The sequence below is a fragment of the Bradyrhizobium sp. CB3481 genome (assembly GCF_029714305.1).
In the GTDB taxonomy this organism is placed as follows: Bacteria; Pseudomonadota; Alphaproteobacteria; order Rhizobiales; family Xanthobacteraceae; genus Bradyrhizobium.
Map to the genome: position 1 here is coordinate 3897340 of NZ_CP121647.1, position 15258 is coordinate 3912597.

The window sequence follows — 15258 nt, forward strand, 5'->3', positions numbered from 1 at the left end:
GCTTTAGTCCACCGCCCGTTCCCGCAAGCGCTGGGCATAGACATTGATCACGAGCGCCGCCAGCAGGATCAGGCCGCGGATCAATATCTTCAGAAAACTGTCGATATTGACGTGGTCGAGGCCGTTGTTGAGGACGCCGAGCACGAACAGGCCGACGATGGTGTTACCGATGCCGCCGCGGCCGCCAAAGAGACTGGTACCGCCGACTACGACGGCAGCGATCGAATCCAGCAAGTACGTGTCGAACTCGTTCTGCTGCGCGCTGCCGAAATGCGCGACGCCGAGCATGCCGCCGATGCCGGCGCAGACGGCCGAGATCACCATCACGCTGCCGAGGATGAGCTTGACGTTGAGGCCGGAATACTCCGCCGCCTCGCGGTTTCCGCCGACCATGTAGACGTAGCGGCCGAAGCGGGTGTAGGTCAGCACCAGATGGCCGCCGAGCAGCATCAGCGCCGCCACGATCACGATCCAGGGCACGCCGCCGATCGAGGTCGAGCCGAGCGTCGAGACCAGCGGCGGCACCTTGTAGGCGATCTGCCCGCGCACCAGCAGCGCCGAGATGCCGGCCGCGATCTGCATCATCGCCAGCGTCATGATGAAGGAGGGGATGCCGATGACCGTCAGTCCGAAGGCATTGACGAGTCCGAGCAGGGCGCACAGCGCCAGCGCGAGCAGGATCGCGGCCCATCCGGGCATCGGAACGTTGGCGATGTTGACGTAGGACTCCTGCAGCGTGAAATACGCCACCGCGATGCCGGTGACGTTGGCGATCGCCGCGATCGAAAGATCAATTTCGGCGCACAGGATCACGAAGGTCAGGCCGACGGCGATGATGCCGGTGACCGATATCTGCGTCAGGATATTGCCGAGATTGTCCAGCGTCGCAAAGGAGGGGCTGGCCACCGCGAAGAAACCGAACAGGCAGATCAGCGTCAGGAACGGCGCGATGTTGCGCATTTGCGAGCGCAGCAATGCGGCGAGCCGGTGCGGGCGTTTGCGATCCGCCGCAACTGTCGCGCTTTCACCCGTGGTCATATCCGGTCTCCTCACGCAGCTTCGAGCAGGCGGTCCTTGCTGATCCGTTCATTGGCAAATTCCCGCACCACCGTGCCGCGCTTGAGCACGAGGACGCGGTCGGCGAGCGAGAGCACCGTCTCCGGTTCGGTGGAGAGCACGATGATGGCGAGTCCCTTGTCGCGCAGGTCCCTGACGATGTGGATGACGTCGTTCTTGGCGCCGACATCCATGCCGCGGGTCGGCTCGCACAACACGAGCAGCCGCGGCGGATAGGTCAACCATTTCGCCAGCGCCACCTTCTGCTGGTTGCCGCCCGAGAGCATGCCAAGATCGAGCTCGACCGCGGCCGGGCGGATGCGGAGCTGCTCGACCTGGCGCGTCGCGATCGCGCGTTCACGCGAAGGCTTGAGCAGCAGGGAAGAGATGCGGTCGAGCACGCTGATCGAGATGTTCTTGTAGACCGGCTCCTGGTGAAACAGCATGTCGCGCCGGCTCTCGGGCACGAAGGCGACGCCGGCGCGCCGCGCATCGGCCGTGCTGCGGAAGGCCTTTTGACTGCCGGCGACGGCCAGCGTGCCCTGGTCCGGCCGGAGCTTGCCGAACAGAATGCGCGCCAGCTCGAGCTGGCCGCAGCCCATGAAGCCGTAGATGCCGAGCACCTCGCCGGCGCGGACGTCGAAGGAGACATCGCGCAGGCTGCGGGCGAGCGAGAGCCCGCTGGCATTCAGCACCACCGGCTTTTCGACGGCCGGCGGCAGCATGATGTCGTGCGTATAGGTCTCCTCCAGCGCCTCGCGGCCCCTACCGATCATCGCCTCGATCAGCGCCGACTTATTGGTCTCGGCGGCCCTGGTCTCCGCGACCTTCCGGCCGTTGCGGAACACCGTCACCACATCAGAGACGCGCAGGATGTCCTCGATGAAATGCGAGATGAAGACGATGCTGGTGCCTTCGTCGCGCAGCCGCTTCAGCGTCGCGAACAGCCGCTCGACCTCCGGCGGCGACAGCGCCGAGGTCGGCTCGTCGAGGATGATGATGCGGGCGCCCGAGAACAGCACGCGGGCGATCTCGATCAGTTGCTGCAGGCCGATCGGGAGGTCGCCGAGCCGCGACATCGGGTCGACGTCGATGCCGAAGCGCTTGAGCTGCTCGCCGGCCTCGCGCGCCATGCGCCGCCATTGCACGAGGCCGAGGCGGTTGGTCGGCTGGTTGCCGAGAAATACGTTCTCGGCGACCGACAGATCGGGCGCGACGCTGAGCTCCTGATGCACCATGGCGATACCGGCCGCATGGGCGTCGCGCACCGAGCGGAAGCGGGTTTCCTTTCCATCCAGCACAAAGCGTCCGGAAAAATCCGCATGCACGCCGGCGATGATCTTCATCAGCGTGCTCTTGCCCGCGCCATTCTCGCCGACGAGACCATGGATCTCGCCGGGCGACAGCGCAAAGTCGACACCACGAAGCGCCTCGACGCCGCCGAAGGCCTTCGTGATGTCGATGAGTTCGAGGATGGGCTGATGTCCCGAGGGCATTGATCAGATCAGGAAGTGATCCTCCATCCATTGCATGCCGGCCGCATTGGCCTTGGTCACTACGGGCCCGTCGGTGATGACGTGCTTCGGGATACCCTGTCCGCTCTTCTCGCCCGCGGTCACCGCGGCGACGCCGGCGATGATGGCGCCGCCATGGATGCGGCAGGAGGGGTTGCGCACGGTCGCGAACATGCGGCCTTCGCTCACCGCCTGGATTGCCGGCGGCATGGCGTCGACGCCGCCGATCAGGATGTTGGTGCGGTTGCGGGCCTTCATGATGTTGGCGGCGGCCAGCGCCATGTCGTCATTGTGGAAGAACGCCGCGTCGATCTGCGGATATTTGGTCAGATAAGTCTCCCACAGCCGCGCCGCCTTGGAGACGTCCCAGTCCGCCGGCTGGGTGTCGAGCACCTCGATGTTCGGGAACTGCTTGACGACGGATTCAAAGCCTTTGGCACGCCCTTGCGCGCCAGTGTGGCCGAGCGCGCCCTGTGTCATGATGATCTTGCCCTTGCCGCCGATGGCGTTGCACAGCGCCTGGGTCACCGACGCGCCCATGAATTCATTGTCGGGCGCCAGGAACGAATGGACCTTGATCTGGTCGAGCGGGGCGATCAGCGTGTCCATGTCGATCACGGGAATGCCGGCGTCGATCATCTTCTGCACGGGCTGGGTCAGCGTGCCGATGCCGAACGCCTGGATCGCGACGAAGTCCCATTTCTGCGAGGCCATGTTGTCGATGGCGGCGCGCTGCTTGACGGCGTCGAGCTGGCCGTCGAACCAGGTGACCTCGACGTTGAACAGCTTGCCCCACCATTCCGCCGCCTGCTTGCCTTGCGCGCACCAGGTGGCTTGCAGGCCGGCATTGGAGAACGCAGCCTTCAGCGGTTTCTCCGAACGCGCAGCTGCCGCCAGCGCCGAATTTATGCCGAGTCCCCCGAGCAGGGCGGTCGCTGCGCCAGCCGCGCCCGCCGCCTGAAGAAGGTCGCGCCTGGTCGTAACGGATTTGTCAGTTCCGGACATCGTTTGCTCCCTCGCTTATATTGTTATCGCCGTCGGCGTCGATTGCACGCGCCGCGGATCGAGGCAGTGTTTCACACTCGGCGCAATTGCGCCACGGGGTGACTTGATCGTCCGTATCAATGAGATCGGGGAAATTTTGCTGCGCGCCGCTTCACTGCGCTGCAACGAGGCTTTCGATCTCGCCGAGCAATTGCCGCCATGCTGCGTCGATATCGTCCGACCAGTCGGCGGCAATTACCTCACGCAGCGTCTGGGCGATCATGGCGAAGAACGCGACGAACAATTCGCGCGGCGTGCCATAGCCGTCATGGGACGAAACTTCCGAGGTGATCAGGCGGAAATGGCCAGTGCGCTCGCCGGCAAAGTCGAGGACGGCGTCGATCGTCAGCGCCAGCATCGAGCCCATGACGAGTTCGCCGCCGTCGGTGCGAAACAAGGCGCGCGCTTCTGGATGCGCGTCGAACAAGCGGCGATAGACCAGCGGCGTCAAATCTTCGCAGCGCGTGGCGGCCAGTTCAAAACTGCGCTCGATCGGATTTGACGATGCCATCATTGTCGTTTGCGATCGTCTCAAAAAAAAGAGCAGGGCTCGGAGCCCTGCTCAAAAATTGTGTCGACCCTTAATTTCCTCGAAAATTTAGATTTGATCTTGATTGTCGAGGCGACGCTGCTTGTGCGCGTCAGGGCTCCTCCCGAGACTTGGACCACCAAGCTTTGCCTCTCGGCCAGCCTGAGCTTGAATTGGTAGACCATCTTCTTCGTCTTGTCACCATTTTCGGCAACGTTTGTTCAAAATTCCAGCACTCTGCGAAATGATTGGGAAATTGCAACTGATAGTTGTTGGTTTAGCTGCAATACGCCCGAGGCTTGGTATCATGGTAGGGCGCCCTCCAAATGGCGCAAAAGGCGTCGCTTTCCGCCAGCATCTCTCCTTGAAGCTGCAACATAGTTCCGGGAACCTCGTCTCGACTTCGGACTCCAGAGGTGATTATGGTCTGAAGCGGATGGATTCGTGATGCGCGCGCGACTGAAGCATTTTCTGCCAATTGTCCTGATTGCCCTGGTGGTGCAGATTTTTGCGCCGATCGGCGCATGTTGGGCGGCAAGCATCGCCGCTTCCGATCCGCTCGCCGGCGCCGTGATCTGCCACGGCAATGGTGGCCAAGGTGCCGGGCAGGCCGATCAGATCAATCACCGCGCCCATGACGGATGTTGTTCGGTATGCAGCGTGCTGCATACCGGCGTGCCGGTTGACGTGCCGCACCTCGCGGCGATCGACGTCGATCGAGTTGCCGAGCAGGTGGCCTGGTTCGATTTTGCCTTCCGCCTGACGAACGCCCGGGCCGGCTCGCACGCGCAGGCCCGCGCGCCTCCCTCCATTTCCTGACTTCACTTGACCCTCGTCAATGGCGCGGCCCGTGGCTGTGCCAGTTCGTTCAGTTGAAGCAAGCCGGCCAAAGAGCTGGTGTCAGGAATGTCTTATGTACGCTCATCGTGCCTTGGGGAGCGCGAGCCTGCTGGTGCTCGGCAGCGCGCTATCCCTCATGCCCTCGAACGTGCCTGCCCAGACGGCGCTGCCGGCGGTGACTGTCGATGCGCCGCGCGCCGCCGCCGCCAGACCTGCGGCCCGCAAGCCCGCCGTGCGTGCTGCCGCCCGAACGCAGGCGAGGCCGCCCTCGGCCAACCCCGCGCCCGCGGCGTCGCTGACCGCAGGCATCACGCCGAGCGTGGCGCGCGCGCTGCTGTTTCAGGCGTCCAACGGCCAGACCGAGACGACCATCGACCGCAGCCGGTTCGACAACCGCCCGGCATTCTCCGTGGCCGACGTGCTGCGCGAGAGCCCGGGCATCTCGGTGAAGCAGGGCAACGGCCCGCGCGATATCGGAATCTCGATTCGCGGCTCCAACGCCCGCAACGGCTTTGGCATCCGCAACCTCGTGATCTTCGACGACGGCTTTCCGGTCACCCAGCCTGACGGGCTGTCGCGCAGCGACCTGATCGATCCCAAGGCCTATGGCGCGATCGACGTCATCCGCGGGCCATCGTCGGCGCTGTTCGGCAACTATGCCACCGGCGGCGCGCTCAACTTCCGCACCCGCCCGGGCCGCAGCATCGACGGGGTCGAATACGGCGTCGAGGGCGGCAGCTTCGGCTATCTCAACAATTACCTTGCCGCCGGCAAGCAAGTCGGCAATTTCGAATACTCGTTGTTTGCCAGCGACGCGCGCGGCGATGGCTTTATCGGCAATAGCTGGTTCAATACCCAGACGGTGAATTTTCTCGGCACGCTGCACGCGACGCCGGACGACCGTTTCACAGTCAAGTTTATTAATAACAATCTGGATACACGGCTGCCGCTCCGCCAGAATCTCACCCAGTATTATCAAAATCCGTTCCAGCAGGGCTGCACGACAGGCACGAACCTCGCGCTCGGATGCCCCACGGTGACGCTGAATAAGAACGGCTTCAATGCCATTGGCGGAACTGACACGGAAACCGCGGTGCAGGCGGGTCTCGGCCGCAACGACCGCCGGACCATCGTCGGCGGACGATGGGAGCACGACTTCGATAACACGACGACCTGGCGCAACCAGTTCGTGTTCGACGACCGCAACATCAGCCAGCCCACCGGCGCGACCAGCGCGATCGGCGATTTTCCGTCGTACAACTACATGAGCGACATCACCAAGCGCGGCGAGATTTTCGGTCTGGAGTCAACTGCGTATTTCGGCGCCTTCTACAACACGCTGACAGCGTCGAGCGATACGCGCATGTTGATGCCAGGCGGCAATGCAACGCTGGGCAGGCTGCAGAGCAACACGTGGAGCGAAACGACTAACTACGGCGTTCGGGCGCGCGAGGAGTTGAAGCTGGCGCCGCAACTGACGGCCGTTGCGGGAATCGGCTGGGAAACCACGCATCTGAAGGGAATCAATTCTGCCTACAATTACGGAAATTCGCCGGTCCCGAACCCGACGATCATTCCGACGACGGCCGACCGGCAATTCCAGAACACCGCGCCGGAGCTGGCGCTGCTCTACAAGCTCAATCCCGAATGGCTGTTCCGCGCGCGCGTTGCTACCGGCTACGGCACGCCGCAGATCGGAAACCTCTTCATTCTCCCAGACGGTACCAACGGCAACAACACGCAGCTCAGGACGCAGAAGAACATCGGCTATGACCTCGGCTTCGATTGGACGCCGAACAGCGCGCTCAAATTCAGCGCGACGGCCTTCTATGAGTTCTTCAAGGACGAGCTGGTGAGCCAGGCGACGCAGGTGGCGGGTGTCAGTTATATGTTCAACGCACCAAAGTCCGAACACCGCGGCGTCGAACTCGCCGCCGACTGGAAGTTCTATCCCGGCTGGCGCTTCACGGCGGCCTACACCTATCTCGATCAGTACTACACCGAATACACCGAAGACATCAGAAGTCCCGGTGCGGGCGGAACGGTCTTCAGCTTCAACCGTGCGGGCAACAAGATTCCCGGTATCTCGCCGCACGAACTGACGGCGCGGCTCGGCTACGAACAGATGTGGGGACCGCTTGCCGGGCTCGGAGCATTCGCCGAGGTGCAGTGGAAAGATTCGTTCTACATGGACAACGCCAATCTGCAGAAGGCACCCGGCTACGAACTGGTCAATCTCAACGTCCACTACAAGACTGACCTCCAGTCCGACTACTTCAAGTCGTTGAATGTCTACTTCGAAGTCAGGAACGTGTTCGACCGGACCTACATTGCCTCCGCCAACAATATCGGAAACACGGTCAATGCTGCCGGCTTCCAGGGTCTCAGCACCACCGGCTCGATCTACGCCGGCTCGCCGCGCGCATTCATGGCCGGGATGAGGCTGGCGTTCAAATGACCGGACCACAACGCAAGAGGAGTAAAGCCATGCTGCGAATGAGCCTGCTCGCGACGCTCGCTTTCACGCTTTGCCAGACCGCAGTGCATGCGCAGATGAGCCATCACCAGCATGCCTCGGAAGCGGCGTGCGAGGAGACGGCGCTGCGCTGTGCGTCGAAGGTTACACCGGCGTTTTCGTCAGATGGCACGCTGTGGCTTGCCTGGATGGCCGGCGGGCACATCTCGGTGGCGAGTTCGAAAGATCAGGGTCGGAGTTTTTCGGCGCCCCTTCAGGTGACGAAGGAAAAGTATACCCTCGACTGGGGGCCGGATGCGCGGCCGCAGATCGTGCTGGACAAAAACGGCGGCATCGCGCTGGCGTTTTCGACCTTTCGCGACAAGGCGTTCAACGGCCAAGTGTTCGCGACCAAGTCGGCCGATGGCGGTCAAAGCTTTGCTGAGCCGAAGCCGATCACGGCGAACAATGAGAGCCAGCGCTTTGTCGCGCTCGGTCTCGACACGGATGGTTCGGTGTTCGCGGCCTGGATCGACAAGCGCAACCGGGTGCCGGCGCGGGAGGGGGGCCGGAAGTACGAAGGGGCGGGGGTGTTCTTTGCGTCATCCAAGGACGGCGGCGCGACCTATTCGGAGACGCAGCTAGCCGCCGACAACACCTGCGAATGCTGCCGCCTCGGCCTCGCATTCGCCGGTCCCGGCCGTCCCGTGCTCGTGTTCCGGAACATTTTTGAAGGCGGCATTCGCGATCACGCGGTCATGACGTTTGCCGATCCGGCGACGCGCGGTGAGGTCCGCCGCGTCAGCCATGACGACTGGCAGATCGCCGCGTGCCCGCATCATGGCCCGAGCCTGTCGATCTCGTCGGCGGGCACCTATCACGTGGCCTGGTTCACCAACGGAAAGGCGCGCAAGGGGCTGTTCTATGCCCGCTCGCAGGACGAAGGCCGCAGCTTCTCCGATCCCATTCCGCTCGGCCGCGCCGACCGCAATCCGACGCGGCCTTACGTTCTGGCCGGCCCGCACGGCACCACCGTGGTCTGGAAGGAATTCGACGGCGAGAAGACCGCGGTCAATGCCATGACCTCGCATGACGAGGGCAAGAGTTGGTCGACGCCGTCGACAATCGCCACCACGACGGATACGTCGGACCACCCGATGCTGGTCAGCGACGGACAGAAAACCTATCTGTCCTGGATGACCAAGGCCGACGGTTATCGCCTGCTGCCGATTGGAGGTGGATCATGAGACGTCTGCTCCTTGCTCTCGTATTCCTCATCGCGTGCCTGGGCGAAGCGCCGATGGCCGAGTCGCCGTCTGCCGCGACGCTCAAGCCGTTCGTGCGGGGCAGCTGGCAGGAAATGCTGCGCGCGCATGCGGGCCGTCCGACGCTGGTGCATTTCTGGGGCGTCACTTGCGGCCCGTGCAAGGTCGAGCTGCCGCTGCTCGGCCAGTTCATGAAGGAACATCCCGAGCTCGACGTAGTCATGATCAGTGCCGATCTCGTTCCGAATCTGGAGGGGCCGACCCGCACGATGCTGCAGAAGGCCGGGCTTGCCTCGGCGGAGAACTGGATTTTCAGCGACGGCTTTGTCGAGCGCCTGCGGTTCGAGATCGATCCTGCCTGGCAGGGAGATATTCCCCGCACGCTGCTGATCGCGCGGGACGGAACGGTCACCACGATGGAGGGCTCGGCGGAAATGCCGGAGGTCGAAAAATGGCTGGGTCAGCAAAAGATGGCCGGCAAATAAAGCCGCACTCCCGGTATTGTGAATTTCAACGTTGTATTCTCAAGTTAAGGCAACAGCGGTCCCGGTGGTCCGCTGTGCCGCCATACTTCATCAATCGAAAGACATCCAATGAAACCCGTTCTGCAAGTCTTCGCCTTCGCGCTATTGGCACTGATCGGCGCGCCCGCACACGCCCAGGAAGTCAAGGCGGCAGACCTCGTCATCACACAGGCCTGGAGCCGCGCCACGCCCGGCGGCGCGAAGATTGCGGGCGGCTTTCTCACCATCGAGAACAAGGGAACTGCGCCGGACCGGCTGATCAGCGGCGCCAGCGATATCGTGGGCAAAGTCGAGATCCACGAGATGGCCATGAACAATGGCGTCATGACCATGCGGCCGCTCGACAAGGGCCTCGCCATCGAGCCCGGCAAGACCGTCAAGCTCGCGCCGGGCGGCCATCATCTGATGCTGATGGATCTCAAGCAGCCGTTCAAGCAGGGCGACAAGGTGCCGCTGACGCTCGAGTTCGAGAAAGCGGGCAAGGTCGCGCTATCGCTCGACGTGCAGGGCGTCGGCGCGCAGGCGCCCGCGGGTGAAATGAAGCACGACCATTCCGGCATGAAGAAATAGCCGGTGGTTTGCAGCAGGGGCGCATTTGCACCGTGCCCACCATCCATCGGTGGATCGCGCGAGGGTGGGTTTGCCTATCTTGCAAATTCAACAATTCACCGTCGAAACGAGCTACAAATCCTCGTTTTCAGAGGGTTTTTCGTGGCCTCCGGCCTTGTATTTTCGCACCCGATCCGGTTTCACTGCACCTTCTTCTGCCTAGCCCACTGATTCCTCGAGTTGACCCATGCGATTGTCGCGGTTTTTCCTGCCCATCCTGAAAGAGAATCCGAAAGAGGCGGAGATCGTCTCGCATCGTCTGATGCTGCGCGCGGGCATGATGCGGCAGGAAGCGGCCGGCATCTACGCCTGGCTGCCGCTGGGCTTCCGGGTATTGAAGAAAATCGAGCAGATCGTTCGCAAGGAGCAGGACCGCGCCGGCGCGCTGGAACTGTTGATGCCAACGCTGCAGCTCGCCGATCTCTGGCGCGAGAGCGGGCGCTATGACGCCTATGGTCCGGAGATGCTGCGCATCGCCGACCGCCACAAGCGCGAATTGCTGTATGGGCCGACCAACGAGGAAATGATCACCGAGATCTTCCGCGCCTACATCAAGTCCTACCGCAGCCTGCCGCTCAACCTCTATCACATCCAGTGGAAGTTCCGCGATGAGCAGCGTCCGCGCTTCGGCGTGATGCGCGGCCGCGAATTCCTGATGAAGGACGCTTACTCCTTCGACATCGACGAGGCGGCGGCGCGGCGCGCCTACAACAAGATGTTCGTGGCCTATTTGCGCACTTTCGCGCGGATGGGATTGAAGGCGATTCCGATGCGGGCCGAGACCGGTCCGATCGGCGGCGATCTCAGCCATGAATTCATCGTGCTCGCGGAGACCGGCGAGTCCGGCGTTTATTGCGACAGCAACGTGCTCGATTTGCCGATTCCGCCCGACGATGTCGATTATGACGGCGATCTGACACCGATCATCGAGCAGTGGACGTCGGTCTATGCCGCGACCGAGGACGTCCACGATGCCGCGCGCTACGAGCGCGAGGTGCCGGCCGACCGGCGCGTCAACACGAGGGGCATCGAGGTCGGCCAGATCTTCTATTTCGGCACCAAATATTCCGAGGCGATGAAGGCACTGGTGGCAGGGCCCGACGGCGTTGATGTGCCGATCCACGGCGGCTCCTACGGTGTCGGCGTCTCGCGCCTGGTCGGCGCCATCATCGAAGCCTGCCACGACGATGCCGGCATCAAATGGCCGGAAGCGGTGGCGCCGTTCACCGCCGTGATCCTCAATCTGAAGCAGGGCGATGCCGCGGTCGACGGTGCCTGCGAAAAACTCTATCGCGAGTTGCAGACCAAGGGCGTCGACGTGCTCTATGACGATACCGACCAGCGCGCCGGCGCAAAGTTCGCGGCCGCCGACCTGATCGGCATCCCCTGGCAGATCCTGGTTGGGCCAAAGGGTCTCGCCGAGGGCAAGCTCGAGATCAAGCGACGCAGCGACGGCTCGCGCGAGAATCTCAGTCCGGCGGAAGCGGTGGCGAAGATCGCGGGATAAGATATCCACCGGGGTGGTAATGTTGGCCAATGAGGCCACATTTGGCCCGAATCATGGGATTATCGAGTAATGGATGAAACCATGAACGAGACAGCCCGAACTCCGCCCTTTGCCCCCTTTGAGTGGCTGCTTTCCGGGCGCTACCTGCGGGCGCGCCGCAAGGAAGGATTCATCTCGGTCATCGCCGGCTTTTCCTTCCTCGGCATCATGCTCGGTGTCGCCACGCTGATCATCGTGATGGCGGTCATGAACGGTTTCCGCAAGGAACTTTTGGACAAGATCCTCGGGCTGAACGGCCACCTCCTGGTGCAGCCGCTGGAATCGCCGCTGACCGACTGGAAGGACGTCGCCGAGCGCATCAGCACGGTCGAAGGCATCCGTCTAGCCGCGCCGGTCGTCGACGGCCAGGCGCTGGCCTCGTCCGCCTTCAATGCCGCCGGCGTGCTGGTGCGCGGTATGCGCTCGGCGGACCTGAACAACCTCACCTCGATCGCCAAGAACATCAAGCAAGGCACGATGGAAGGCTTTGACGAGGGGCAGGGCGTGATCATCGGACGCCGCCTCGCGGATCAATTGTCGCTGCATGCCGGCGACACCATCACGCTGGTCGCGCCGAAGGGCGCCGTGACCCCGATGGGCACGACACCGCGCATCAAGCCCTACAAGGTGGCGGCGGTGTTCGAGATCGGCATGTCCGAATATGACGCCAGCTTCGTGTTCATGCCGCTGCCGGAATCGCAGGCCTATTTCAACCGCAAGGATGATGTCACCGCGATCGAGGTATTCACCACCAATCCGGATCGGATCGACGCGTTCCGCAAGTTCGTCACCGAAGCGGCCGGGCGGCCAGTGTTCCTGGTCGACTGGCGGCAGCGCAACTCGACGTTCTTCAACGCGCTCCAGGTCGAGCGCAACGTGATGTTTTTGATCCTGACCATGATCGTGCTGGTTGCCGCACTCAACATCGTCTCGGGACTGATCATGCTAGTGAAGGACAAGGGCCAGGACATCGCCATCCTGCGCACCATGGGCGCCTCGCAGGGCTCGATCATGCGGATCTTCCTGATCACGGGAGCTGCGATCGGCGTGGTCGGCACGCTCACCGGATTCTTCGTCGGCATGCTGATCTGCCTGAATATCGAATCGATCCGGCAGTTCCTGTCGTGGATGACGAACACCGAATTGTTCTCGCCGGAACTCTATTTCCTCTCCAAGCTGCCGGCCGAGGTCGATTTTGGTGAGACCACCGCGGTCGTGATCATGGCGCTGACGCTGTCGTTCCTGGCGACGCTCTATCCGTCCTGGCGCGCCGCGCGCCTCGATCCCGTCGACGCGCTGCGGTACGAGTGAGGACGTGATGGCCGAGGAGGCAGAAGACGTACCGGTTATCTATCTCCACGAGATAAAACGCGAGTACCGGCAGGGCGAGGCGACGTTGACCATCCTCAACGGCGCCAAGCTGGCGCTGTGGGCGGGGCAGTCGGTGGCGTTGGTGGCGCCATCGGGCTCGGGCAAGTCGACGCTGCTGCACATTGCGGGCCTGCTCGAAAGCCCCGACGACGGCGAGGTCTATGTCGCGGGCACGCCGACGTCGCAGCTCTCCGATGTCGACCGCACCCAGATCCGCCGCAACGACATCGGCTTCGTCTATCAGTCGCACCGGCTGCTGCCGGAATTCACCGCGCTCGAAAACGTCATGCTGCCGCAGATGATCCGCGGCCTCAAACGTTCCGAGACGATCAAGCGTTCGGAGGAGATCCTGGCCTATCTCGGGCTTAGCGATCGCATTTCGCACCGGCCGGCCGAACTTTCCGGCGGCGAGCAGCAGCGCGTCGCGATCGCGCGTGCAGTGGCCAATGCGCCGCGGGCGCTACTGGCTGACGAGCCGACCGGCAATCTCGATCCGCATACCGCCGATCACGTTTTCAAGGCGCTGATGCAACTCGTGCAGGCGACGCAGGTGGCGATGCTGATCGCCACCCACAACATGGAACTCGCCGGCCGGATGGACCGCCGGGTCTCGCTCGTCGACGGCCTGGTCGTCGAGCTCGAATAGCGGCAATCTTAGTAGGCAATCTCAGTAGACTTGGCGATACCGCTTGCGCACCGACGGCCCTTGGGCCTGCGCGTAATACGGGTTGACCACGCATTGTGCCGCGCGGCCCGATGCCGACATGTTGCATTGAGGCAGCGAGGTGTAGCGGCATTCGTAGTAGTTGATCCTGCCGTACACATGCAGGCAGACGGGGTAGCTGGGATCGTAGGTCTGGGCCTGCGCCGGCGCGGCTGCCGAAGCTGCTCCGATCGCCAAAATTGCCAAAGCCAGAATGCGCATCACAAGCTCCTATGCGATCAACGCCGCGGTCCGCTCTGCCGCAGCGCTTGCAATCTTCGGTTTTCAAGCAGACGACGCGGCAACGCCCGCGTCAAATCACGTTCACGCGTTGATTGCCTGCGGGCGGCGACAGCAGGAGCGGTCGCGAAATCTTGGTAGGGCCTAATACCTGCCGTAGCCGGGAGCGGGCGGGAGCGCGCGGCCGGGCAGTGGGCGATACCCAGCGCGCGGCGGTTCGCTTTCGCCGACATAATAGGGATTGGCGATGCATTGGAGGAAACGTCCCGAGGCGGTTGCCTGACACTGCTCATAACTTGTGAACGTGCAATAGCTCAGTGCCGGATACTCATCGCCCTGAAGGCAGAACGGATAGCGCGTGCCGACCGCTTCGGCGGGCGCAGCGCCGAGGGCCGCCAGTCCGGTTGCGGTCAAAACGGCCAGAACAGCTCTACGCATTTCGTGTCTCCTTCTCAGCGGATCGGCGCCGCACGTTGGTCGGAGGAAGCCGCACCGGCGCAATTTCGTCAACCGATTCCGGCCGCGCCAATCGCTGTACTATCAAAAGGGAACCTTTTTGCGGGCGCGCTTCGTCGCAATGTTTCAAAAAATGCTTGTGCGGCAACATTAACTTGCGTTCACAAAGTTGCGACCACAGTTGGGCCATTTGGTGCGCGTTGTTGCAGCGAGGTTACAGCAATTCGAACTGACGATGCTATGAGCATGCCGCGGCCTTGGGGGCTGTCAATAAAGGAACGGGAATACGAATGAAGAAGGTTTTGCTTGTTACGGCCAGTCTGATCGCGCTCGGCGCGGCTGCGCCGGCTATTGCTGCTGATCTCGCTGCGCGTCCTTACACCAAGGCGCCCCCGATGGTCGCGGCTGTGTATGACTGGACCGGTTTCTACATCGGCGTGAACGGCGGCTACGGTTCGAGCCGCAACTCCTGGGATCTGGTTGGCTTTGGCGCCGAGGGTTCGCATGACGCGACCGGCGGCACCGTCGGTGGCCAGGTCGGCTATCGCTGGCAGGCCGGCACCTGGGTGTTCGGCGTTGAAGCTCAGGGCAACTGGGCCGACTTCTCGGGCAGCAATGTGAGCCTGCAGGATAACCGCTTCCGCAACCATACCAACGTCGATGCGTTCGGCCTGTTCACTGGTCAGGTCGGTTATGCCGTCAACAACGTCCTGCTCTACGTCAAGGGCGGTGCCGCGGTGACCTCGAACACCTATCGCGTCAACACCATCGGCGGCGCGCTCGCTGGCGTCACTGGTGACGACACCCGTTGGGGCGGCACGATCGGCGCCGGCCTCGAATATGCCTTCGCTCCGAACTGGTCGGTTGGCGTCGAGTACAATCACCTGTTCATGCAGGATCGTACCTATAACTTCACCACACCGGCCGGCGCCGCCTTCGGCAGCGATCGCATCCGTCAGGACGTCGACCTCGTCACCGCCCGCGTGAACTACAAGTTCGGCGGCCCGTCGATCTCGAGGTACTGATCAGCGTTAGCTCTGAACAAGGAAGCCCCGGGGCGATGTCCCGGGGCTTTTTTGTTGCGGCGGGCGGGGGCCGGTTAACCA

Annotated in this window: 15 protein-coding genes; 9 read left to right on the top strand and 6 right to left on the bottom strand. The window is 62.7% G+C overall.

Annotated features, from left to right (window positions below):
- Positions 1 to 3 precede the first annotated feature (3 nt).
- From QA643_RS18940 to QA643_RS18955, 4 genes are all read right to left on the bottom strand, one after another.
- Positions 4 to 1038 (bottom strand): ABC transporter permease, encoded by a 1035-nt coding sequence (locus tag QA643_RS18940; protein WP_283034585.1) that lies wholly within the window; start codon positions 1036 to 1038, stop codon positions 4 to 6.
- Positions 1039 to 1049: 11 nt separating this feature from the next.
- Positions 1050 to 2552, bottom strand: coding sequence for a sugar ABC transporter ATP-binding protein (locus QA643_RS18945; RefSeq protein WP_283034586.1), 1503 nt, complete (start codon positions 2550 to 2552; stop codon positions 1050 to 1052).
- Between the two features lie 3 nt (positions 2553 to 2555).
- Positions 2556 to 3575 carry a sugar ABC transporter substrate-binding protein gene (locus QA643_RS18950; protein ID WP_283034587.1) on the bottom strand — a complete coding sequence of 340 codons (1020 nt, stop codon included), beginning with the start codon at positions 3573 to 3575 and terminating at the stop codon, positions 2556 to 2558.
- 151 nt (positions 3576 to 3726) lie between these two features.
- Positions 3727 to 4128: a globin gene (locus QA643_RS18955; RefSeq protein WP_283034588.1), complete on the bottom strand. Its 402-nt coding sequence runs from the start codon at positions 4126 to 4128 to the stop codon at positions 3727 to 3729.
- Positions 4129 to 4590: 462 nt separating this feature from the next.
- Between QA643_RS18955 and QA643_RS18960 the strand changes: the two genes are divergently transcribed.
- The 8 genes from QA643_RS18960 (at position 4591) to QA643_RS18995 (ending at position 13399) form a co-directional block, all read left to right on the top strand.
- The gene (locus QA643_RS18960; RefSeq protein ID WP_283034589.1) at positions 4591 to 4962 is read left to right on the top strand and encodes a DUF2946 family protein; all 372 of its coding nucleotides are present in this window, start codon (positions 4591 to 4593) and stop codon (positions 4960 to 4962) included.
- A 94-nt stretch (positions 4963 to 5056) separates the two neighbouring features.
- Complete coding sequence (locus tag QA643_RS18965; protein ID WP_283034590.1) at positions 5057 to 7441, top strand: TonB-dependent receptor; 2385 nt, start codon at positions 5057 to 5059, stop codon at positions 7439 to 7441.
- Positions 7442 to 7470: 29 nt separating this feature from the next.
- Positions 7471 to 8685, top strand: a complete 1215-nt coding sequence (locus QA643_RS18970; protein ID WP_283034591.1) for a sialidase family protein — start codon at positions 7471 to 7473, stop codon at positions 8683 to 8685.
- Positions 8682 to 9188: a TlpA disulfide reductase family protein gene (locus QA643_RS18975; protein WP_283034592.1), complete on the top strand. Its 507-nt coding sequence runs from the start codon at positions 8682 to 8684 to the stop codon at positions 9186 to 9188. Before QA643_RS18970 ends, QA643_RS18975 begins: the two co-directional genes overlap by 4 nt.
- A gap of 108 nt (positions 9189 to 9296) precedes the next feature.
- On the top strand, positions 9297 to 9797 hold the full coding sequence (locus QA643_RS18980; RefSeq protein WP_283034593.1) for a copper chaperone PCu(A)C: 501 nt from the start codon (positions 9297 to 9299) through the stop codon (positions 9795 to 9797).
- Positions 9798 to 10023: 226 nt separating this feature from the next.
- The gene (proS, locus tag QA643_RS18985) at positions 10024 to 11343 is read left to right on the top strand and encodes a proline--tRNA ligase (RefSeq protein WP_283034594.1); all 1320 of its coding nucleotides are present in this window, start codon (positions 10024 to 10026) and stop codon (positions 11341 to 11343) included.
- Positions 11344 to 11412: 69 nt separating this feature from the next.
- Complete coding sequence (locus QA643_RS18990) at positions 11413 to 12693, top strand: lipoprotein-releasing ABC transporter permease subunit (RefSeq protein ID WP_283034595.1); 1281 nt, start codon at positions 11413 to 11415, stop codon at positions 12691 to 12693.
- 7 nt (positions 12694 to 12700) lie between these two features.
- Entirely contained in the window at positions 12701 to 13399 is a 699-nt protein-coding gene (locus QA643_RS18995) for an ABC transporter ATP-binding protein (RefSeq protein WP_283034596.1), read from the top strand.
- A 21-nt stretch (positions 13400 to 13420) separates the two neighbouring features.
- On the opposite strand, the gene QA643_RS19000 is transcribed toward QA643_RS18995, so the two are convergent.
- On the bottom strand, positions 13421 to 13678 hold the full coding sequence (locus QA643_RS19000; protein ID WP_283034597.1) for a DUF3551 domain-containing protein: 258 nt from the start codon (positions 13676 to 13678) through the stop codon (positions 13421 to 13423).
- Between the two features lie 162 nt (positions 13679 to 13840).
- Positions 13841 to 14134, bottom strand: coding sequence for a DUF3551 domain-containing protein (locus QA643_RS19005; RefSeq protein WP_283034598.1), 294 nt, complete (start codon positions 14132 to 14134; stop codon positions 13841 to 13843).
- A gap of 308 nt (positions 14135 to 14442) precedes the next feature.
- Here QA643_RS19005 and QA643_RS19010 point away from each other — a divergent pair, with 308 nt between their 5' ends.
- The gene (locus QA643_RS19010) at positions 14443 to 15177 is read left to right on the top strand and encodes an outer membrane beta-barrel protein (RefSeq protein ID WP_283034599.1); all 735 of its coding nucleotides are present in this window, start codon (positions 14443 to 14445) and stop codon (positions 15175 to 15177) included.
- The last annotated feature ends 81 nt before the right edge of the window (positions 15178 to 15258 follow it).